The following is a 22,530-nucleotide window of genomic DNA, read 5'->3' on the forward strand; positions in this document are numbered from 1 at the left end:
TTCCCCCTAAAGGATCGAGTGCCCCGTTTCAGACGTTTCCGGGTACCTGAAAAAGGTCTTGGACGGCTGCTTAAGAGTCATCCGCTGCATGTCATTTCCGGAGGGCCGGGCGGGCAAACTGGGATCACCCTATTTTGCTGTGTATTAAGAATCCTATTGCTTGCATTACATGTCTATCCCATGAAATGAGATGAAATGTCCGATTTGGCCGGAGTCGCAAAGGATGGCAGCACAAAGTGGCGCGCTTCGCGCGGTGAGAATGGCCGCGAACACTCCGGCCGGCCGCCGGGCCGGAATTACCCCGTGGGCGCACGCCGACAGGAAGCACATTCGCGGTCACATGATGACGGCGGTCGTCATTTCACACCCAAAGAAATAGCCGTACGCCCGGACGATGCTTCCGTGCCGGCCTGTCCCTCACGAATACGGTCAGTGCCGGACGAGTCACCGTCCGTGGCGCTGCCTGACATGTTTCCGCCGGTGACCCTCATAAACGACGCCCGTCGCCTTTTTACCGATCTCTTGGACATGTCGGGACGACTCGCCCCAGACGCCCGGCCGGCGCGCCTCCCGCGAGGGCCGGTGCACGATGTGTCGTAAAAAGTAGGGTAAAAACCGTTCTGACCCTTTCTGGGCCGCTTCTAGGCTCGACGGTTATCGTTGGGGGAACGCCACCCCCGCCTTCCATGAACGACGAGGAGGACGCGCATGGTCGCGGAGCCGATCCCGCACTGGCCGGGACGCACGATCGGCTCGTTGTACGTCCGATCCACCCCCGAGGGCCCGCCCGAGCAGGCGGTCTTCGTCCACGGCCTGGCCGGGTCCGCCACCAACTGGACCGACCTCATGGACGAGCTCAAGGACACCGTCAGGGGCCACGCCCTCGACCTGCCGGGCGCGGGCTTCTCCCCGGCCCCGGCCGACGGCGACTACACGGTGGCCGGGCACGCCAGGTCCGTGATCGGCCTGCTGGAGCGGACCGGGCCGGCCCACCTGTTCGGCAACTCGCTGGGCGGCGCGGTCTCCGTACGGGTCGCCGCGAGCCGTCCCGAACTGGTCCGCTCGCTCACGCTGGTCTCCCCGGCGCTGCCCGACCTGGTCCCGCGCTACGGGCCCGCCCGGGTGGCCGCCGCCGCGATCCCCGTGCTGGGGGAGTGGGTGGCGGGCAAGCTGCAGCTCATCCCCGCCGAGCAGCGCGTCACCGCCTCCATGGCGATGGTCTGGGCCGACGCCGCCGCGGTCCACCCCGTACGCCTGCGCGACGCCGTCGAAGAGCTGCGCCGCCGCGACGACCTCCCGTACGCCGGCCAGGCCATGATCGCCTCGGCCCGCGGCATCGTGGCCGAGTACTTCCGCCGCGGCGAGGACAACCTCTGGCGCCAGGCCGCCAAGGTCGAGGCGCCCACGCTGATCCTGCACGGCCGGCACGACCGGCTGGTCCGCCCCGCGATGGCGCGCCGGGCGTGGAACACGTTCCGCGACGTCAGGATCGTGCTGCTGCCGACCGCCGGCCACGTCGCCATGATGGAGATGCCGCAGGTCGTGGCGGCCGAAGCAGGGCGTCTGATCCGTGAGACTCGATTGGGGAATGCCCCACTGCCCAGCTAGGTTTCACAGTGAGATGAGACCCCGAAAACGGGAGCGTATTGAAGTGTCGTTGCCACCGCTGGTCGAGCCGGCAGACGAGCTGACCGTCGACGAAGTGCGCCGCTACTCGCGCCACCTGATCATTCCCGATGTGGGCATGGCCGGGCAGAAGCGGCTGAAGAACGCCAAGGTGCTGTGTGTCGGCGCCGGGGGCCTGGGCTCGCCCGCGCTGCTGTATCTCGCGGCGGCGGGCGTCGGCACCCTCGGCATCATCGACTTCGACGTGGTCGATGAGTCCAACCTGCAGCGCCAGGTCATCCATGGCCAGTCCGACGTGGGCCGGCCGAAGGCCGAGAGCGCGGCCGCCTCGATCCGGGAGATCAACCCCCTCGTCGAGGTTGTGGTCCACAACACGGTGCTGACCACCGACAACGTGATGGAGATCTTCTCCGGCTACGACCTCATCGTCGACGGCACGGACAACTTCGCCACGCGCTACATGGTGAACGACGCCGCGGTGCTGCTCGGCAAGCCGTACGTCTGGGGCTCCATCTACCGTTTCGACGGCCAGGCGAGCGTCTTCTGGGCCGAGCACGGGCCGTGCTACCGCTGCCTCTACCCCGAGCCCCCGCCTCCCGGCATGGTGCCGTCGTGCGCCGAGGGCGGCGTGCTCGGCGTGTTGTGCGCGTCGGTGGGCTCCATCCAGGTCAACGAGGCCATCAAGCTGCTGACCGGCATCGGCGACCCGCTGGTCGGGCGGCTGATGATCTACGACGCCCTGGAGATGAAGTACCGCGACGTCAAGGTCCGCAAGGACCCCGAGTGCGTCCTGTGCGGCAAGAACCCGACGCTCACCCAGCTCCTCGACGACTACGAGGCGTTCTGCGGCGCGATCTCGGACGAGGCCGCCGAGGCGGCGACGGGCTCCACCATCACCGCCCTTGAGCTCAAGGGCATGCAGGAGCGCGGCGAGGACATCTTCCTCGTCGACGTCCGCGAGCCCAACGAGTACGAGATCGTCTCCATCCCCGGCGCCACGCTGATCCCGAAGGGCGAGTTCCTCAACGGCTCGGCCCTGGAGAAGCTGCCGCAGGACAAGCGCATCGTGCTCCACTGCAAGTCGGGCGCGCGCTCGGCCGAGGCGCTGGCGGTCGTCAAGAACGCCGGTTTCTCCGACGCCGTGCACGTGGGCGGCGGCGTGCTGAGCTGGGTCAAGACGGTGGACCCGAGCCTGCCCAGCTATTAGGCATATTGCGGCATTTTTGCGGGGTGTTCCAGTGACGCCCTGGTTAAGGTCGATGACGTGAACACGTCCCGGCCCTGGCCGACCCTGGTGGCGGCCTCCGCGCTGACCCTGGTCTGCGCGGTGGCCGCCGGGGTCGCGGGCGGTTCGGCGGGCACCGAGCTCACGCGCGGTCCCACGGCCGCCGAGTTGCGCGCCGCCGCCACGCGGGAGGTCGCCGAGCGCTGGCGCACCTGGCCCGCGGGGCGCGTGTTCCCCGCCAAGCTGGCCTACTCCGCCGAGCAGGGCGGCGAGGAGCACGCCCGCCGCGTCGGCATCTCGCCCGACACCTCCTGCGCGCACGCCGACCCCGAGGCGGCCGAGGGGCTGCGCCTGGCCGGCTGCCGGGGGCTGCTGCGGGCCACGTACCTCGACGCCCTGCAGGGCGTGCTCGTCACCGTCGGCGTGGCGGCCCTGCCGGACGAGCGGAGCGCCGCCCGCGCGCGTGCCGCGTTCCCCGAGGGCGGCGAGCCCGTGCCCGGCCTGCTCCCGCTGGCCTTCCCCGGCACGGTCGCCGAGCGGTTCACGCCCGCCGTCCGTCAGGCGGGATCGGTGGGGCAGGCGGGGCCGTACCTCGTGCTCACCACGGCCGGAGAGGTGGACGGACGGCCGGGGAGCGCCGTCGGCGAGCCGCGGCCCGCGGTGTTCGCGTTCGCCGTCGAGATCTCCGAGGGGATCCTCGCCGCGCTCAGCACCCCCGTCATGCCGGACTGCCGCGGCGAGGAGTGGCAGTGCTGAGGCGGGGCAGTCACTCAGGCGTGCTGAGAGGCGTGCCGCGGCCGGTGCTCGCCGCAGGGGCGGCGGTGGGAGCGCTGCTGCTGGGCGCGCCGCCCGCGTACCCCGACGACGTACGCAGCGGGCAGCGGCAGGTGATCGAGACGCTGGAGCTCCAGCAGGCGTGGCGGGTGACCAAGGGCGCGGGAACGACCGTGGCCGTGCTCGACTCCGGCGTGGACCCGGGCCACCGCGACCTGACCGGCTCGGTGCGCACGGGCAAGGACTTCACGGCGGGCGCGAACCCGCCGGGCGTGCCGCCGCTCAGGCTGCACGGCACGTACATGGCCTCGCTGATCGCCGGGCACGGGCACGGGCCGGCCGGAAAACGGGGGATCATCGGCGTCGCGCCCGAAGCGGACGTACTGTCGGTGAGGGTCATCCTCGAGGACGAGGAGCCCGGTTTCCGGGAGTTCAACACCGCCGAGCGTTTCGAGGACGTCGTGGCGCGCGGCATCAGGTACGCGGTCGACGAGGGGGCGGACGTGATCAACCTGTCGATCTCCAAGGAGCTCGCCACCGCGAAGGAGCGCGCCGCCGTCCGCTACGCGATCTCCAAGGGCGTCGTGCTCGTGGCCGCCGCGGGTAACGAAGGCGACAGGAAGCTCGCCCGCGACTACGCGCCCTACTCCTACCCGGCGGCCTTCCCCGGCGTGGTCGCGGTGGGGGCGACCGACCGGCGGCTGCGCCGGGCCGCGTTCTCGAACTGGAATTCCTCGGTGCAGGTGGCCGCGCCCGGCGTGGACATCATGGGGGCGGGCCCCGGCGACGAGTACTGGGTGGGACGGGGCACGTCACAGGCGACCGCGCTGGTGTCCGGCGTCGTCGCCCTCATCAAGGCGCGGCATCCGCGGATGTCGCCGCCGCTCGTCGCGCAGGCACTCACCGCCGGCGCACTCGACCGTCCGCCGGGCGGCTACGACACCTCCACGGGCTTCGGCGTCGTGAGCGCCGCCAGAGCGCTCGCCGCGGCCGACCGCCTGGCCGGCCACACGGCGGTCGCCACCGGCGCCGCGGTCCAGGACCCCGGCCGCCCCCTCGCCGGGGGCCGGGCGGGCCCGGTCAAGGTCGTCGTACGGGACGACCGGCGGGTGGCCGTCTCGGCGGCCATCGCCACGGCGGCGGGCGCGGGCGCGCTCGCCTCGCTGGGGGTCATATTCACCCTGGTCAGGCGGGTACGCCGGGCGCACAGCCCCCAAGACGCATGATCTGTCCCCGTAGGGGGACGAACTAGACACAAAACCGAACCGGGAACGAGGCGGTGGTGAAGGCACGTAGGACGACGTCAGGGTTGCCGCGCGCCGGAGAGGAAGCCACGCCGGGCCGGAGGAATCCGCTCGGCGCCGCCACCGGACGCGGGTCGCGGGTACGCGCCTGGCCGGCCGGCGACGGCCGCAGGCGGGCGAGCGCCGCGAGGCAGCGCGCGGAGCTGCTGGAGCTCCAGCAGGGCATCCAGTACCGGCGCATCTTCGTGACGCTGCTCGGGGTCATCGTCGCCGTGTCCGCCGCCGTGGTGCTCCTCGGCACGATCGGGCTGCTCAACGAGACCCGCTCGCGGCCGCTCACGCCCGCCGAGCAGAACCAGTACAAGCAGGAGGAGATCGCCCGGCGCTGGCAGGCGTGGCCGACGACCGGCGTCTTCCCCGACGAGGTCAAGTACCTCGGGCTGGACCGGGCCCAGCAGTACGCCCGCCGGGTCGGCATCGCCCCCGAGACCGAGTGCGCCAAGGGCGTCGACGCCCCCGTGGCCGACGTGCTGCGCAGCCACGGCTGCGTCACGATGCTGCGGGCCACGTACATGGACCAGACGGCGTCGTTCGTCTTCACCGTCGGCGTGGCCGTGCTCAAGGACGAGGAGTCCAGGTTGTCGGCCGGCGAGGAGCTCACCCAGGACGACCGCGTGGGCGTGCTGCCCGTGGCCTTCCCCGGCACGGTGAGCGAGCGCTTCGGGCCCGAGCAGCGGCAGCGTACGAGCTGGGTCGGCGCGGGCCCCTACCTCGTCTTCTCCACCGGCGGCTACGCCGACGGGCGCACCAGGGCCGCGATCCCGCCCGAGGAGATCCTGCACCCGGAGCTGTGGCCGGCGGGCAAGTCCATCGGCAACCAGATCGCCTACTTCCTCGCGGACCCGCCCAAGGTCCCGCCCTGTACTCAGGGGAACGTGTGCTGACCGCCGCGCGCGCCGTCGCCGCGGTGCTGCTCGCCCTCACCGGCCAGACCGCCGCCGCCCCCGCCCCCGTCAGGGACCAGCAGCAGTGGGTGCTGGACGCGCTCAACGTCGAGCAGGCGTGGAGCGTCACCAAGGGCGCCGGGGTCACCGTCGCCGTCGTGGACAGCGGCGTGGATGACACCGTCAAGGAGCTGAAGGGCCGCGTCACCAAGGGCCCCGACATGACCTCGGGCACCGCCGTGCACGACGTGCCGCCCGGCCGGCACGGCACCGCCATGGCGGCCCTGATCGCCGGCTCAGGCACCGGCGGCGGGCTCATCGGCATCGCGCCCGAGTCGCGCATCCTGTCGCTGCCGATGGCCACCGACGACGAGCCGGTGATCGGCATCCCGCCCGCGCCGGACGCCGAGACCGCCGCGGAGAGCCCGCTCGCGCGCGCCCTGCGGTACGCGGCCAACCACGGGGCGCAGGTCGTCAGCATGTCGATCGGCTCGTACGGCCCGGTCAGGTCCGAGCGTGAGGCGGTGTCGTACGCGCTGGACAGGGGCGTCGTGCTGGTCGCCGCCGTGGGCAACGACGGCCTGACCCAGTACGCCCAGGACAAGGGCACCTCCTACTGGAGCTTCCCCGCGGGCTATCCGGGCGTGATCGGCGTGGCCGCCACCGACAAGCAGGGCAGGCGGGCCTTGTTCAGCAGCGACAACCTGTCGGTGCTGGTGTCCGCGCCGGGCGTCGGCGTGCCGGTGGTCAGGCGCGGGAGCGGCTACGACCTGTCGGAGGGCACCAGCTCGGCCGCCGCGCTCATCTCCGGCGTGGCCGCGCTGATCAAGTCCCGGCATCCCGGTCTGCGGCCCGAGCAGGTGGCGCAGGCCCTCGCGACCGGCGCCCGAGGCCGGCCCGCCGCAGGCTACGACGACCAGATCGGCTTCGGCGTGGTCGACGCCGCCGCCGCGCTCAACGCCGCCGACGCGCTGGCCGGCCGGCCGAGCGGCATCGTCGATCCGAGCGGCAAGGAGCACTTCGGCAGCGGCGAGGCGCCGGTGCCCCGGCGGCCGGGGCCCGACCCGCTGCGGCTCTGGCTGTACGGTGGGGGCACGCTTGTGGCGCTCATCACGTTCTGTGGTGCGATCATCGTCCTGAATCAGCGTAGAGAGTCATGAAAGATCCGCTATGGTCCCCCGTCATGGGATACGAGCTGCGAGTGGTACGCGAGTCGCCACTCGCCTTCGCGGACTTGGCGAAGGCCATCGCGCCGGCCGGATTCGAGCTGCGCGGATCTGACGAGATCGTCATCGGTCATGACGGGCGGACGCACCAGGTCGCCCGCTGGACCGGCCTGGTGGTCGGCGAGCCCGGCTCCGACTGGCAGGTGGCCCAGCTCCTGAGGTTGTCGGCCGCGCTCGGCGCCCGGCTCGTGGGCGAGGACGGCGAGGTCTACCGGCTGCGCGACGGCGTCATGGAGGTCGAGAGCGGCGGCAGCGTGGCCGAGCTCGGCAAGTTCGAGGAGATCATCGACGCCGGACCGGCGGCGTGGACCCCCTGAACCCCTTCGCCGAGCGGGTGCTCGATCTGGTCGAGCGCATCCCTCCCGGCAAGGTGATGGCCTACGGCGACATCGCTGAATATCTCGGCGATGGCGGCCCCCGACAGGTCGGCAAGGTGATGTCCACCTGGGGAGGCGGCGTGCCCTGGTGGCGCGTCGTGCACGCCGACGGCAGCGGCGCCGCACCCGACCACCTGCGCGAATGCCTGGCCCACTGGCGCGAGGAGGGCACCCCGCTGCGCGGCGAGCGGGTCGACATGCGCCGCGCCCGCTGGGACGGCCGCCCGGCCGATCACGCGGCGGACTCTTCAGCGGATTTTCAGTAAGGGTTCTGACCAGCGGATTCCTTGATCGGGCGATTTCGTGACATGTGACGCCCATTACCATGGGCAGAACACTGATGGCGGCCCGAAAGGCGGTGCCTCCCTATGGCCACCGGCGTCACAGCCCAGAGCCAGGGCGGCGAACCCCTCGCCGACCGCCTCAAGGCTGTCCAGGATCTCTGCGATCGTGGCGAGCCTCTCGAAGCGGTCATGCGAGCGGTCGGCCCCGGCGGACGCGACGCGGCGTTCGACACCGAGGTGCTCAGCGGTCCCCTCGGGGGCCGGATCGAGCTCGCGGTCAAACGCGGTCCCGCGCGGCGGCGCGAGATGCTGGCGCTCGTGCGCCCCTACCTCGCGGCCGTGGACGCGGGCGTCAAACGCGACCTGCCGGTCGCCCGGCGGGTGATCGTCCACCTGATCGAGACCCGTTCCGACGACGAGCTGATCGACGGCGACACGCTGGTCAAGGTCGTCGAGGCCGCGGCCGAGCCGTCCAGGCGCATCCGCAAGGGCCTGCGCTGGTACGCCGACCTGCCGCTGCAGGACGAGCTGACGCCCGACCTCTACCGGCTGCGCCGCGCCGACATGGTGCCCGTCACGCACATCGACGACATCACCTGGGTCGACGGCAAGCTGCGCGTCACCGGCTTCGCCTACCTCGCGGGGCTGTCGGTGCGCAGCAGGCGCGCCAACTGGGCGACCGTGGTGCTGCGCGGGCCGCGCTGGCTGCCGCCGATCCGCATGCGGACGCGGCGGACGTACGAGCCGGAGGCCACTCACGGGGCGCGCGAGCCCGGCTGCAACTACGACTGGTCCGGCTTCTCCGCCGAGTTGAGCCCGTGGCCGCTGCGCTGGCGCGGCGCGGTGCGCAACGTCGTGTCGGCGGTGCGCCGCCGCATGCGGCACCGCCCGTCGGTGCCCGACACCACGACGTGGCGGGCCGAGATCGTGTTCTGGAGCCGCGGCGCCCGCGCCACCGGCCTGCTGCGCGGCTCCTCGCTGGGCCGCCCCGAACGGCCGGCGGGGCTCAAGCTCAAGCCCGGCTGGTGGGTGCGTCCGGTCTGGACCTCCGACCGCGCCCTTCAGGTCGTGCTCCAGCCCAACCGGGCCGAGCTGACCGGGGTCGCCCTCGACGGCGACCGCCTGGAGCTCAGGATCTCCCTGCCCGGCCGCAGCGTCACCAAGGGCCACGCCCGGCTGGGCGGCCACCGCATCGCGGCCGAGTTCACGCCCGTCACCGGCGGCACCGAGGTCGTCGTCGCGCTGGCCGTGCCCGCCCTGCTTCAGGAGAAGGACGGGCGGCGGCTCTGGGTCGAGCCCAAGGGCGACCCGGCGGCCTCCGTCATGCTGGCCGACCTGCCCGAGGCCCGCGAGGTCGTGGGCGACCGCGAGATCACCGTGCTCGGCGACCGGCGCGACCGCGTGGTGCTCTCCGCCCACCGCATCAGGCCGGTCATCACCTCGGCCGTGTGGGAGGGCCCGGCGCTGGTGCTGAGCGGCCGCTACCCCGACGCGCCCGGCCCGCGCACGCTCACGCTGCGGCACCGGTCGGGGTTGTCCTACCAGCTGCCGATGGAGCGGTCCGGCGAGGACTTCTCCGTCCGGGTCGCGCCCTCGGCGATGGACCGCTTCGGCGAGCCCGTTCCGCTGGCCGCCGGCACCTGGAACCTGTCGCTGCGCCACCCGTCGGGCGAGATCGTGCCGCTGCGCATGGACCACGCCGCGCTGGCGGGCCTCGACGAGGAGCCGCGCACGCTCGACGGCCGCGTCTACCGCATGCTCTCCACCCGCTTCGACGTGCCGGTCGTCACGGTCGAGGAGGCCCGGCCCGCCGACGAGCGCGGCGTGGCGGGCACCCATGTGCTGCGCCGCGTCTTCTACCCGGCGCAGCGCACCGAACCCCTCAACGACGCCACCGTCTATGTCGTCAACGACGGCCGCCTCTACGCCGACAGCGTCCGCGCCATCTACGAGGAGCGGCTGCGGCGCGGTGACGACCGCGAGCACATCTGGATCGTCAAGGACGGCGCCTTCGTGCCGCCGGGCCCGGCCACGGTCGTACGGGCCGGCAGCCGTGAGCACCACGCCGCGCTGGCGCGCTCCCGGCACATCATCACCAACGCGTTCCTGCCCACCTGGTTCCGCGCCCGCGAGGACCAGGTGGTGGTGCAGACCTGGAACGGCACCCCGGCCAAGCACGTCGGCAACGACCTGCCCCACATGAAGCGCGACCCGAGGCCGCCGATCTGGCACCGCCAGGCCGCCGAGGTGCGCGGCTGGGACCTGCTGCTGTCGCAGTCGCCGTGGGCCACGCCGGTGCTGCGCAAGGCGTTCGGCTACAAGGGCGAGGTGCTGGAGAGCGGGCTGCCGCGCAACGACGTGCTCAACTCGCCCGACCGCGAGGCGCTCGCCGAGGCCGTGCGCGAGCGGCTGGGGCTGGCGGAGGGCAAGCGGGTCGTCCTGTACGCGCCGACCTACCGCGACTACGACCGCAAGAACGCGATGGTCAAGCTCGACCTCGCCAAGGCGCGCGAGGCGCTGGGGGCCGACCACGAGATCCTGGTACGGGCGCACCCGATGCAGGCCGTCCCCGCGGTCCCCGAGATCGCGCGTGACGTCACCACATATCCGGACATCGCCGAGCTGCTGCTGATCGCGGACGTCCTGGTCACCGACTACTCCTCGGTGATGTTCGACTTCGCCGCCACCGGCCGCCCGATCGTCCTCTACGCCTACGACCAGGTCAAATACGCCAACAAGCGCGGCCTCTACCTCGACCTCGCCGAGCAGGCCCCTGGCCCGGTGCTGTCCACCTCGGCGCAGGTCGTCGAGGCACTGCGCTCGATCGACGAGGTCGCGGCCGCCCACGCCGACCGCTACGACGCCTTCCGCGCCACCTTCGCCCCCCGGGACGACGGCAAGGCGACGGTCCGCGTCGTGGACCACCTCTTCTCCTGAAAAGGGCGTCCGCCGAGGTCCCGGGCCGCGTGTTCGCGCCCGGGACCTCGGCGTGTCGTCGCGATTTCCGGGATTTCCCCCGCTAACGTAGGCGGTTCGCGCGAGAAGACCGGGCAACTCGGCACGATCTACCCCTGTGGTCTGGTGGAATCTAGTGCTGTGAGTGGTCAGACCTGGCGGCTGGTACGACGTGGCAACACCGCCCCTGATGTGCCCCCTGTGCTGGACGAGCATCAGCGTGCCGTGGTCGGGCATCCCGGCGGCCCGCTGCTCGTACTCGCCGGGCCGGGCACCGGCAAGACCACCACGATCGTCGAGAGCGTCGTCGACCGCATCGAGCGGCGCGGCCTCGACCCCGAGCGGGCGCTCATCCTCACCTTCAGCCGCAAGGCTGCCGAGGAGCTGCGCAGGCGCGTCACCGCCCGGCTGCGCCGCACCACCCGCACCCCGCTCGCGATGACCTTCCACTCCTACGCCTACGCCCTCCTGCGCCGCGAGGCGGTCCTCGCCGGCAAGGCCCCGCCGCGCCTGCTGACCGGCCCCGAGCAACTGCTGGAGATCCGCCGCCTGCTCCACGGCGAGCTGGAGAACGGCGCGCCCGACTGGCCGGCGTCGCTGCGCGAGCCGCTGCGCACCCGCGGCTTCGCCGAGGAGCTGCGCGACTTCCTGTCCCGGGCCAACGAGCGCGGACTGGACGGCCCCCGCCTGGTCGAGCTGGGCCGCCGTCACGGCCGCCGCGACTGGGTGGCGGCCGGCCGCTTCGCCGAGCGCTACGAGGACCGCTTCGACCTCGACCCGGAGGAGACCTTCGACTACGCCGAGCTGGTCGGCGCCGCCTCGGCGCTGCTGGCCAGGCCGGAGGTGCGGGCCCGCGAGCGGGCCGCGCACGAGGCGGTCTTCGTGGACGAGTACCAAGACTCCGACCCCGCGCAGGAGCTGCTGCTCCACCACCTCGCCGGCGACGGCCGCGACCTGGTCGCGGTGGGCGACCCCGACCAGTCGATCTACGGTTTCCGCGGCGCCGACGTCCACGGCATCATGGGCTTCCCGCAGCGCTTCCGCACCCTCGACGGCCGCGACGCGCCCGTGCTGGCCCTGCGCGTGTGCCGCAGGAGCGGCGCGGGCCTGCTGCGGGCCAGCCGTCGCCTGGCCGCCAAGCTGCCCGTCGCCCCCGGCTTCGACCACCGGCACGACCACCGCGACCTGGTGCCGCTGCCCGGCCTGCCCGAGGGCGAGGTGCGCGTGCTGCTGGCCGACAGCACCAGCCAGGAGGCCGCGATCGTGGCCGACACGCTGCGCCGCGCCCACCTCGTCGAGGGCGTGCCGTGGCGGCGGATGGCGATCCTGGTGCGTTCGGCCAAGCGCCAGGTTCCGCTGCTGCGCCGCGCGCTGACCAACGCCGGCGTGCCCACGATGATCGCCGGCGACGAGGTGCCGATCGCGCAGGAGCCCGGCGTGCGCCCGCTGCTCACCGTGCTCAAGGTCGCCCTCGATCCGGACCTGCTGGACGAGAACGTGGCCGAGGAGCTGCTGACCGGCCCGCTCGGCGGCACCGACATGATCGGCGTACGCCGCCTGCGCCGCGCGCTCAAGATCGCCGAGAACGAGGCGTCCGAGCAGGGCGAGGCCCGCTCGTCCGGCGAGCTGCTGGTCGCGGCCGTGCGCGACGCCCGCGAGCTGACCAGGATCGAGCCGCACGTCGCGCTGCCCGCCGAGCGCGTGGCGCGGCTCCTCGGCGTGGCGAGGGAGTCGGTCAGCTCCGGCGGCACCGCCGAGGACCTGCTGTGGGCCGTCTGGGACGCCGCCGGGCTCGCCTCCCGCTGGAGCGACCTGGCCATGTCGGGCGGCCCGCGCGGCGCGCAGGCCGACCGCGACCTCGACGCCGTGGTGGCCCTGTTCGACCAGGCGGCCAAGTTCGTGGACCGCATGCCGAAGGCCGGCCCCGAGGTCTTCATCGACGACCTCGCCGCCCAGGAGATCCCCGGCGACACCCTGGCCGAGCGCGCCCCCGACGGCGACGCCGTACGCGTGCTGACCGCCCACCGGGCCAAGGGCCTGGAGTGGGACGTCGTCGTGGTCGCGGGCGTGCAGGAGGGCGTCTGGCCGGACCTGCGGCTGCGCGGCTCCCTGCTGGGCGTGGAGGACCTCGTCGAGACCGTCGAGGGCGGCGAGCCCAACGCCGCGTCCCTGGTCTCCAAGCTGCTGGCCGAGGAGCGCCGGCTGTTCTACGTGGCCGCCACCCGGGCGAGGCGCAGGCTGGTCGTCACCGCCGTCGGCGGCGAGGACACCGACGAGCGCCCCTCACGGTTCCTGTCCGAGCTGACCCCCGGCGAGGTCGAGACCGCCACCGTGGACGACCGCGCCCGCTGGCTGAACATGTCCGCGCTGGTGGCCGACCTGCGCAGCGCCGTGACGGACCCGACGAAACCGGCGAAGGTCCGCAGGAAGGCCGCCCGGCAGCTCGCCCGCCTGGCCGCCGCCGGCGTCCAGGGCGCCCACCCCAACGACTGGTACGCCCTCACCCCCATGACCGACGACCGCCCCCTGAGCTGGCCCGAGGGCGTCGTCAGCATCTCACCGTCGGCGGTGGAGAGCTTCACCAAGTGCGGCCTGCGCTGGCTGCTGGAGACCGCCGTCGGCGCGGCCGGCACCAGCACCGCCCAGGGCCTCGGCAACGTCATCCACGCCCTGGCCGTGCTGGCCGCCACCGACCTGCCGAGCGAGGACCTGCTGGGCGAGCGCCTCGACCAGGTCTGGCACGAGCTGGACTTCGGTGGCACCTGGTACAACCGCAAGCAGCGCCAGGTCGCCGAGCAGATGATCGGCAAGTTCCTGCGCTGGCACAAGGAGAACCCGCGCGAGCTGGTCGCGCTGGAGGAGTCGTTCACCGCGACGATCTCCGAGGGCGTGCAGATCAAGGGCCGGGTCGACCGCGTCGAGCGCGACTCCGACAACCGGGCGGTGATCATCGACCTCAAGACCGGCGGGTCCAAGCCGAAGGCCGGCGAGCTGGACCGGCATCCGCAGCTCGGCGTCTACCAGCTCGCCGCGCTGCTCGGCGCCTTCGCCCGGCACGGCATGACCGAGCCGGGCGGCGCCGCCCTGGTGCAGCTCGGCAAGGCGGGCGGCAAGAACGACGCACTGGAGCAGCGCCAGGGCGCGCTGGCCGACGACGCCAACCCCGGCTGGGCCGCCGACCTCGTCGACACGGTGGCCACCGGCATGTCGGGCCCGTTCTTCCAGGCCAAGGTCAACGACGGCTGTCGCACCTGCGCGGCCCGGTCGAGCTGCCCGGTCAACGACAACGGGGGCCAGGTGTGCTGACCCCCGCCGAACTCGCCGGCAAGCTCGGCGTCCTTCCCCCCACGAATGAGCAGGCGGCGGTCATCGAGGCGCCGCTGGAGCCGATGGTCGTCATGGCCGGCGCCGGCTCGGGCAAGAGCGAGACCATGGCGGGACGGGTGGTCTGGCTGGTCGCCAACGGCCTGGTCAAACCCGCGAACGTGCTGGGCCTGACGTTCACCCGCAAGGCCGCCGCCGAGCTCGCCACCCGCGTACGCGAGCGCCTGACCGGGCTGGCCGAGGCGGGCCTGGTCGATCCCGGCACGCTCGACGACGAGCCCACGGTCTCCACCTACCACGCCTACGCCGCCCGCCTGGTCACCGACCACGCGCTGCGCGAGGGCCTGGAGCCGACCATGCGCCTGGTCACCCCGGCCGTGTCGTGGCAGCTCGCCTCGCGCGTCGTCGCCGCCTACGACGGGCCGATGGACCGGGTCGAGCTGGGCCCGCCCTCGGTCACCGCGGCTCTGCTGGAGCTGGCGGGCGAGCTGTCGGAGCACCTGCGCGGCCCCGACGACGTACGCGAGACGGGGGAGCGGCTGCGCGAGTGGCTGGCCCGCGTGCCCGGCCGCGCCACGCTCGCGCAGCGCCGGCCGCTCGCCGTGCAGGCGGCCAGGGAGCAGCTGCTGCCGCTGGTGGAGGCGTACGAGCGGCTCAAGCGCCGCCGGGAGGTCATCGACTACGGCGACCAGATGGCCCTCGCCGCCAGGATCGCGGCCCGCCACAAGGAGGTCGGCGAGATCGAGCGCGAGCGCTACGCGGTCGTGCTGCTCGACGAGTACCAGGACACCAGCCACGCCCAGCTCGTCCTGCTGCGCTCGCTGTTCGGCGGCGGCCACCCGGTGACCGCCGTCGGCGACCCCTGCCAGTCCATCTACGGCTGGCGCGGCGCGTCCGCGGGCAACCTGCGCCGCTTCTCCCGCGACTTCCGCACCGCGGCGGGCGATCCGGCCCCCGTACGTCAGCTCAGCGTCAGCTTCCGCAACGGCGACCGGGTGCTCGACGTGGCCGCCCGCGTCCAGCTCCCGCTGCGCATGGAGGCGCGCGAGGTGCCGGTCCTGGTACCGGGACCGAACCGGGTCGAGCGCGGCCGGGTGACCTGCGCCTTCCATGAGACCGCCGAGGACGAGGCCACATGGGTCGCCGACGGCATCGCGAAGATCCTCGGCCAGGAGGTCGCCCCCGACGGTCTGCCCTGGGGCGACAAGGAGCGCAAGAAGACCCTCGCGCTCCAGCCCCAGGACGTCGCGATCCTGGCCCGCCGTCGCTCCCAGTTCCCCGCGCTGCGGCGGGCGCTGGAGGAGCGCGACATCCCGGTCGAGGTGGTCGGCCTCGGCGGCCTGCTGACCGTGCCCGAGGTCAGCGACATCGTCGCCACCCTCCGCGTGCTCTACGACGCCACGGCGGGCGACGCCCTCGCCCGGCTGCTGGCCGGGCCGCGCTGGCGGATCGGGCCCGCCGACCTGCGGGTGCTCGGCGAGTGCGCGCGCGAGCTGGCCCGCGAGCTGAGCGAGAGCGAGCGCGCCACCGACCCGCTCGACCAGGTGGTGGCCGACCTCGCCGAGGAGCGCGGCAGCCTGGTGGACGCGCTCGACGAGCTGCCCGACCGCGAGGAGTGGCTGGCGGCGTTCTCCCCGCTGGCCCGCACCCGGCTGGTCGCGCTCGCGCACGAGCTGCGCCAGCTCCGCGCGCACGCCGCGCAGCCGCTGCCCGACCTGATCACCGAGGTGGAGCGCAGGCTCGGCCTCGACATCGAGGTGGCGGCCCGCAGCGGCACGGCGGGCGCGTTCGCGGCGCGGGCCGACCTCGACGCCTTCATCGACGCGGCCTCCCGCTTCGCGGGCGACGCCGAGGACCCGACGCTCGGGGCGTTCCTCGCCTATCTCCAGGCGGCCGAGAGCGAGGAGTTCGGGCTGGAGGCCGGGCGGGTCGGCGAGAGCAACAGCGTCAAGCTCATGACCGTGCACGCCTCCAAGGGCCTGGAGTGGCCGGTCGTGGTGGTGCCGGGGCTGTCGCAGCTCGTCAGCTCCAAGGGGCACGTCGCGACCGGCAGCGTCTTCCCCGCCTCGCCGGTCATGAACAGCCGGTGGACCGACAACCCGCGCAAGCTGCCGTACCCGCTGCGCGGCGACGCCGCCGACCTGCCGCGGCTCGGCGGGCTCGGCAAGGAGGACCTCGCGGTCTTCGACGAGCTGTGCCGCGAGCGGGACCTGACGGAGGAGCGCAGGCTCGCCTACGTCGCCGTCACCCGCGCCCACTACCTCCTCATCGCCTCCGGCTACCGCTGGGGCAGCGCCACCAAGCCGCTGGAGCCCTCGGAGTTCCTGCTGGAGATCCGCGACACCGCCGACCGGGTCGCGGTCTGGGCCGACGGCCTCGCCGAGGGCGCGGCCAACCCGCTGCTCGCCGAGCCCGCCGAGGCCGTCTGGCCGGTCACGCCCGAGGGCCTGCGCTACGAGTCCGTGCTCGACGGCGCCCGCCTGGTCGAGGACGTCCTGTCCGGGGCGCTCGGCGAGGACGACGACGAGGACGACGAGCCCGTACGCGCCTACGAGCAGGAGCGCATGCGGGCCTGGGAACGCGACACCGACCTGCTGCTGCGCGAGCGCGAACGGCACCTGCGCCGCCCGCCCACGATCGTCGAGCTGCCCGCCAAGCTGACCGTCTCGTCGCTGGTCACCCTGGCCGCCGACCCGCGCGAGCTGGCCCGCAGGATCCGCCGCCCGGTGCCGGTCAAGCCGGCGCCGCTGGCCAGGCGCGGCACCTCGTTCCACCGGTGGCTGGAGACGCGCTGGGACCAGCAGCGGCTCATCGACGACTTCGAGCTCTACGACGAGCTGGAGCCGGAGGAGGCCGACGTGCGCCTGGCCGAGCTGCAGGAGCGCTTCGAACGCAGCGAGTGGGCCGACCGGCGGCCGGTGGACCTGGAGATCCCGTTCGAGACGATGGTCGGCGACCGGCTGGTGCGCGGGCGCATGGACGCGGTCTTCGCCACGCCGGACGGCGGCTACGAGGTCGTCGACTGGAAGACCGGGCAGCCGCCGCGGGGCAAGGCGGCGAAGGCGGCGTCGGTGCAGCTCGCGGCCTACCGGATGGCCTGGTCGCACCTGGCCGGGGTGCCGCTGGAGCGGGTGGGCGCGGCCTTCCACTACGTGCGCGCGGGCCGTACCGTCCGCCCGGTCGACCTGCTGGACGAGGCCGGGCTGGTCGCGCTCGTGGAGAGCGTCAGGAACGAAGATGACGGAACGCCGGCTTCGGGTGCATGAGGAAGTCGTGGTGTGAGATGTTCCAGGCGTAGGCGCCGGCCATCGCGAACACCACCGTGTCGCCGATCCTGAGCGAGGCCGGCACGGCGTGCGCGAAGACGTCCTTCGGCGTGCAGAGCTGGCCGGCGAGCGTCACCGGCTCGTCCGTCACGCCCGGCCCCGCGCCCGTCGGCAGCACCTCGAACGGCTGGTCGTGGCCCTTGGTCACCGGCGTCCGCAGGTGGTGGGTGCCGCCCAGCAGGATCGCGTACGCCTGGCCGCGCACCCGCCTCACGTCCACCACCCGGGTCACGTAGTAGCCGCAGTACGCGGTCAGCGCCCGGCCCGGCTCGATCCGCAGCCGCCGCCCGCCCGCGAGGGCCCGCAGGCCCGCGCCGTACGCGGCCCAGTCGAAGCGGCGCCCCGGCTCGGCGTACGAGACGGCCATGCCGCCGCCCAGGTTGACCTCCTCGTGCTCGGTGTCGAGGAGCGCGGCGGCGAGACGGAGGAGCTGGGGGGCGTCCAGTCCGCTCGCCAGGTGGGCGTGCAGGCCGCGCAGCCGCAGCCGCCCGCCGAACAGCGGCAGGCACTCCGCCACGCCCGCCTCGTCCATCCCGAACGGCCCGCTCATCGTCAGCGCCGCCCCCTCGACCGGCAGGTCGGGGTTGATCCGCAGCAGCACGTCGGCGGGCAGGCCGGTGGCGCGCAGGCGGCGCAGCTCGTTCGGGGACTCGACGTGCAGGCGGTGGTGCGGCAGCCGCAGCTCGGCGTCGGTCTTGCCGGGCCCGCCGAGCGCCACCGGCATGGCGGGGAACAGGCCGGTGACGTGCGCGTGCTCGCCGCCCGACGACACCTCGAACCCGTCCACGTGCCCGGCCAGCACCCGCAGCAGCTCGGCGTCGGGGTTGGCCTTGACGGCGTAGTACAGCTCGACGTCCGTGAGCGCCCGCCGCACGCCCGCCGCGTGCGCGTCGAGTCCCGGCAGGTCGTAGACGTAGGCCGGGGCCGGGAGCGCGGCGGCGGCCTCTCTGACGAGGTCGGGGATCACGCGGTCGGGGATCACGCGAGCGGGTTCGCGATCGGGACGTATCCGGCGGCGCGGTCGGCGGCCCTCGCCCAGCGCACGCCCAGGTTGGCCTTGGCCGGCAGCGGCGCGCCCGCCAGCAGGTCGGACAGCGGCAGCGGCCGGCCGAGCGCGTCGGCCTGCCCGGCGATCAGCTCGCGGGCGGCCTCCCACAGCGTGCGTAGCAGCGCGTCGTCGCGCCCGGCGACGGCCGCCGCGATCTCGGTCAGGTGGTTGACCAGCAGGCAGTAGACGACGCGGGCCCAGCCGCGTCCGGCGTCGTACGTCAGCGCCCCCGCCACCTCGGGCCGCAGCCCGGACAGGTCGTGCCGGCCGGCGACGAGCTTGGTCCCCTCCAGATCGCGGAAGACGGCCTGGACGGGCATCCCGTCGCCGTCCAGCCCGACGAGGACGTTCTGCAGGTGGGGTTCCAGGACGACGCCGTGCGCGAAGAACAGCTCCAGCACCGGCAGCGCGACCTTGGCCACGTACGCCCGCCACCAAGGGACTGGTTGGGCGGGCCGCGCGTCCAGGGCGAGCGCGGCGGCCAGCACCGGCGTCACGCCGGGATCGCACACCTCCCACGGGCTCCGTCTGACGATCACTCCCAGCCCCTCGGGGTGCCCGGCCGCCGTGCGATAGCCGGGCTCGGGCAGCCACCGGGTGGCCGGGTGCGCCGCCGCGACCCGCTCGAAGACCGGGCCCAGGCGCGCGGTCAGCTCCACCGCGCCCGCCAGCTCGTACCAGGCGTTCTTGCGCACGCAGTTGGTGATCCGCACGTCGAGGGAGAACTTCAGGCACACCCCCGCGTCCGGGACGTAGAGCGTACGCACCGACGACGTCGGCACCGCCTCGGGGCCGGGGCCGAGGTCGATCAGCTCGTCCCCGTCGAGCGCGGGCCGCAGCAGGTCGAGCTGCCACGGATGCGCGGGGAGCAGCCGGTAGCCGTCCGGCGCGCGGCCCAGCCCGTCCAGCGCCGCGACCTCGCCCTCCTCGACGGTGGCCGGCGCGCGCACGCCCAGCAGCCGGAGCGGGAACGCGGCGTGCGCCTCGGGCGCGTAGCGCAGCCAGCCGTCGCCGCCGCGCGCCTTCGGGCTCGGATGGAACGGGTGCCCGTACACCAGGGACTGCTCCGAGGCCAGCCACGGATCGGCGGGCGGCTCGGCCACCGCCCTGGCGCGCAGGATGGCCGCGACCGCGTCCCTGCTGGCGGCGACCTGGCCGGCGAACTCGCCGTTGTGCCCGCCGAGCTCGGCCTCCACCAGCTCCACCAGCTCGGTCGTGGTCAGCGGGCGCCAGGCCCCGGCGTCCAGGCGCTCGGCGGGGCCGTCGAAGCGCAGTGCGGCGCCGCCGTACGTACGCACCCGCAGCAGCGTCCCCGCGACCCGCAGCAGCAGGTTCGGCGGCGCCGGCCACACCAGGCCGCGCGGCCCGGCCACCTCCCGGACGCAGCAGCGCAGCAGCGCCGCCAGCGTCGCCTCCTCGGCCGGCGCGCAGGGCGCGTCGATGGCCGGTCCGGGCATTCAGGCTCTCCTCAGGTAGTTGGGGCCGCTGGTGCCGTAGTGCTTGTTGACGTCGCGCGCGCCGGTGCGCCACTTGGGCGCGAGCGTCCCGGCGGTGACCATGGACTTGCCGGTCAGGCGGGCCGCGTCGAGCGTCCTCGCGCGTAACAGCCGGGCCATGGGATGGTCGCCGTGCTCGTCCAGCGCCTCGGCGAGGCTGTCGCGCAGCAGCGCGGCGGCGCGGGCCGGCGGCAGCGTCCCGAACGCGACGGCGGCGGCCGACAGGTGCAGGGTGATGGTGACGAACACGTCGGCGAGGGCGTGCGGGTCGTCGGTCAGCATCCGCTCGTCGGCGAACGCCGGCGGCTCGATCCCGGCCGCGCGCAGCCGCGCCGGGGACGCCAGCAGGCCGTCGTTGTCCTTGACCAGCAGCTTCATGTCCTCGCCCCGGAGGACCAGTGCCAGGTTCTGCTGGTGCGCCTCCAGGGCGACGCCGTAGCGTACGAACAGCTCGACGTTCCAGCGCAGCAGCAGCCGCAGGTAGGCGGGGACGAGATGGCCGAGGTCCACGCCGGGCGCGGTGAGCGCGGCCACCGGCACGATCGTGCCCTCGGGCAGCCGCCGCACCATCCAGGCCAGGTGCTCGTCCCCGGTGGCGGCGTAGGTCTGCTCGTCGGCCAGCAGGATGTCCGGGCCGGCCAGCCGCCGCAGCAGCGTCTCGGCCCGCGCGCCGTCGGCCAGCGAGCCCGGCCTGATCGAGCGCCGGTTGCGCATACCGAGCGTGCTGATCGGCAGGGGCAGCTTGAGATGCGTACGCGGATCGACCTCCACCGTGCGCATGGACAGCGTCGGCCGCACCTCCAGCGCCCGCTCCTCCAGCACCCGTACTCCGTCGATCTTGCCCACCTGCTCGACGGCCAGCGGATGCACAGGGAACAGCACCCCCTCGGGACGGATGCCAGGGGGCGTGAGATCGGCGGGCAGCGACGCCGCCGAGCCCGGCGCGAGCGCCCCGCGCGGCGCCACGGCCCACCGCAGGAGGAACCGGGGCCCGAACTCCGGCGCGTACGCCAGCAGCTCCTCCTCCGACAACCCCACCCGCGCCCGCGACGTCGGGTAGACCGGATGGTCCGCCAGCGCCGCCAGCGTCTCGTACGAGGGCCCGCCCCGCAGCACCTCCGCCGCGTGCGCGTCCATCAGCTCCAGCCCCGCGAGCGCCGCCAGGCACTCCTCGAAGAAGGCCGCGACGCCTTCGGAGTCGGCCGGGTCGGCCACCTCCACCAGCGTCTCCAGCACCTGCTCCAGCCCCAGCCGCTCGTCCCCGGCCACCACGAAGTCCTGGAACAGCAGACCGGGCTCCAGCCGCGCCCATCGCCCGTCGGCCAGCAGCAGGCCCACGCCGTCCTTGGTGCGGGTCACCCGCCCGGCCAGGCCGCCGTAGTCCTCCCGCAGCAGCGCGTCCAGCACCCGGGCGGCCAGGTATGCCTCCCGCTCGCTCATCCGACCACCCACGGCCGGGCCGCCTGGTAGGCGGTCACCGCCGCGTCCACCCGCGCCCGCGAGGGCCCGACCGCCCGGATGACGCCCAGGTAGTCGCGGTTGGTGCCGGTGACGGAGACCTGGTCGCCGGCGGCGCGCAGCGGGCGGTGCCAGAGGCGGACGCCGTCGCGGTCCACGTACTCGTCGGCGGGCGCCTCCTTGACCGTGCCCGGCCGGTCGGCGACCACGCTGACCGCGCAGCCGTGCCCGGCCGGAGCCGGCCCGGCCTGGGGCAGGCGCTCGCCGAGGTGCGTCCGCAGGATCCACTCGAACAGCGGGATCCCGAGCACGTCGGCCAGCAGGAAGTCGCAGGTGTCGCCGATGACCCGGTAGTTGATCTCGATGATGCGCGGGCCCGCGGCGGTCAGCGCGTACTCGGTGTGGCAGGCCCCGAACCCGGCGCCGAGCGCCCGCAGCGCGGCCAGCACGTGCTCGGCGGCCCGGTCCTGCGGCGGGGCCCAGTCCAGGCGCTCCTCGACGAAGTACGGCAGCGGCCCGAGCCGGGTCTCGAACCCGCCGAGCACCCGTACCTCCTCGCCGTCCCCGAGGGTCTCCAGCGTGCGCAGCGGGCCCTCCAGGTACTCCTCCACGACGAGGGCCTGGCCGGGACGCCGCCGCCGCGCCTCGGCCACGGCCCCGGCGAGGTCCTTCTCGACGAGGACGACGTCCTCGCTGGCCACGCCTTCCCTGGGCTTCAGCACCACAGGGAAGTGCCACCCCTCCGGCACGGGATCGCCGGGCGCGAGCCGCGCGGACCTGACCCGCTCGATCCCGGCCTCGCGCAGCGCGCGGCGCATGAGGAACTTGTTCTTGGCGGCCAGGCAGGCCCGCCAGTCCTTGCCGGGCAGCCCGAAGTAGTCGGCCGCGAGCGCGGTCTCCGCCTGCAGGTGGTCGGAGTTGGAGAAGATCGCGTCCGGCCGGCCGAGCCGCTCGACCGTGTCGATCAAGGCGCGGGGATCGCGGACGTCGCAGGCCACCGCGCCGGGATGCTGCTCGGGCCGGTCCGTCAGCACGGTCACCTCGCAGCCCAGGGCGCGCGCGGCGGGCAGGAAGCCGGCGGTCACCGAGTCGGTCGGCTTGAGCGCGGTGAGGTAGAGCCGCAACGTCGAGGCACCCCCGGAATCAGGTAAGGCTAACCTAACCCGATGATCTTAGCCGGAGCGCGGACGGCGGCGGGCCCGAATCGGCGATCAGGCGCTGAC

15 protein-coding genes are annotated in these 22,530 nt (G+C 73.7%); 11 read left to right on the top strand and 4 right to left on the bottom strand.

The window, feature by feature from the left end; all coding sequences use genetic code 11:
• The first annotated feature begins 708 nt into the window (after positions 1-708).
• The 11 genes from SMD20_RS36780 to SMD20_RS36830 all read left to right on the top strand — a co-directional run bounded on the left by SMD20_RS36780 (position 709) and on the right by SMD20_RS36830 (position 17,245).
• Positions 709-1,608, top strand: coding sequence for an alpha/beta fold hydrolase (locus SMD20_RS36780; RefSeq protein ID WP_329590115.1), 900 nt, complete (start codon positions 709-711; stop codon positions 1,606-1,608).
• 43 nt (positions 1,609-1,651) lie between these two features.
• A complete protein-coding gene (gene moeZ / locus SMD20_RS36785) occupies positions 1,652-2,833 on the top strand; it encodes an adenylyltransferase/sulfurtransferase MoeZ (protein WP_329590116.1) in 1,182 nt (393 codons plus the stop codon).
• Positions 2,834-2,890: 57 nt separating this feature from the next.
• Positions 2,891-3,607, top strand: a complete 717-nt coding sequence (locus SMD20_RS36790; protein ID WP_329590118.1) for a hypothetical protein — start codon at positions 2,891-2,893, stop codon at positions 3,605-3,607.
• Positions 3,608-3,627: 20 nt separating this feature from the next.
• Entirely contained in the window at positions 3,628-4,851 is a 1,224-nt protein-coding gene (locus tag SMD20_RS36795; protein WP_329590120.1) for a S8 family serine peptidase, read from the top strand.
• A 56-nt stretch (positions 4,852-4,907) separates the two neighbouring features.
• Entirely contained in the window at positions 4,908-5,813 is a 906-nt protein-coding gene (locus tag SMD20_RS36800; RefSeq protein WP_329590122.1) for a hypothetical protein, read from the top strand.
• On the top strand, positions 5,807-6,973 hold the full coding sequence (locus SMD20_RS36805; protein ID WP_329590124.1) for a S8 family peptidase: 1,167 nt from the start codon (positions 5,807-5,809) through the stop codon (positions 6,971-6,973). Before SMD20_RS36800 ends, SMD20_RS36805 begins: the two co-directional genes overlap by 7 nt.
• A 23-nt stretch (positions 6,974-6,996) precedes the next feature.
• Complete coding sequence (locus tag SMD20_RS36810) at positions 6,997-7,356, top strand: hypothetical protein (protein ID WP_329590125.1); 360 nt, start codon at positions 6,997-6,999, stop codon at positions 7,354-7,356.
• Positions 7,344-7,682: an MGMT family protein gene (locus tag SMD20_RS36815; protein ID WP_329590127.1), complete on the top strand. Its 339-nt coding sequence runs from the start codon at positions 7,344-7,346 to the stop codon at positions 7,680-7,682. Before SMD20_RS36810 ends, SMD20_RS36815 begins: the two co-directional genes overlap by 13 nt.
• 207 nt (positions 7,683-7,889) lie before the next feature.
• A complete protein-coding gene (locus tag SMD20_RS36820) occupies positions 7,890-10,637 on the top strand; it encodes a CDP-glycerol glycerophosphotransferase family protein (RefSeq protein ID WP_329590129.1) in 2,748 nt (915 codons plus the stop codon).
• Positions 10,638-10,796: 159 nt separating this feature from the next.
• On the top strand, positions 10,797-13,961 hold the full coding sequence (locus tag SMD20_RS36825) for an ATP-dependent helicase (RefSeq protein ID WP_442942549.1): 3,165 nt from the start codon (positions 10,797-10,799) through the stop codon (positions 13,959-13,961).
• The gene (locus SMD20_RS36830; RefSeq protein WP_329590131.1) at positions 13,955-17,245 is read left to right on the top strand and encodes an ATP-dependent helicase; all 3,291 of its coding nucleotides are present in this window, start codon (positions 13,955-13,957) and stop codon (positions 17,243-17,245) included. The genes SMD20_RS36825 and SMD20_RS36830 overlap by 7 nt, the downstream gene beginning before the upstream one ends.
• Here SMD20_RS36830 and SMD20_RS36835 read toward each other — a convergent pair.
• The 4 genes from SMD20_RS36835 to SMD20_RS36850 are packed head-to-tail and all read right to left on the bottom strand — an operon-like array spanning position 17,205 to position 22,431.
• Positions 17,205-18,287, bottom strand: coding sequence for a type III PLP-dependent enzyme (locus tag SMD20_RS36835; protein WP_329590133.1), 1,083 nt, complete (start codon positions 18,285-18,287; stop codon positions 17,205-17,207). The genes SMD20_RS36830 and SMD20_RS36835 overlap by 41 nt on opposite strands.
• On the bottom strand, positions 18,284-19,810 hold the full coding sequence (locus SMD20_RS36840; protein WP_329590135.1) for an IucA/IucC family protein: 1,527 nt from the start codon (positions 19,808-19,810) through the stop codon (positions 18,284-18,286). The genes SMD20_RS36835 and SMD20_RS36840 overlap by 4 nt, the downstream gene beginning before the upstream one ends.
• On the bottom strand, positions 19,811-21,289 hold the full coding sequence (locus tag SMD20_RS36845) for an IucA/IucC family protein (protein ID WP_329590136.1): 1,479 nt from the start codon (positions 21,287-21,289) through the stop codon (positions 19,811-19,813).
• Positions 21,286-22,431 (bottom strand): ATP-grasp domain-containing protein, encoded by a 1,146-nt coding sequence (locus SMD20_RS36850; RefSeq protein WP_329590138.1) that lies wholly within the window; start codon positions 22,429-22,431, stop codon positions 21,286-21,288. Before SMD20_RS36850 ends, SMD20_RS36845 begins: the two co-directional genes overlap by 4 nt.
• Positions 22,432-22,530 lie beyond the last annotated feature (99 nt).

Origin of the sequence: Nonomuraea sp. LP-02, from assembly GCF_036289125.1 — a bacterium.
Classification (GTDB): Bacteria; Actinomycetota; Actinomycetes; order Streptosporangiales; family Streptosporangiaceae; genus Nonomuraea; species Nonomuraea bangladeshensis.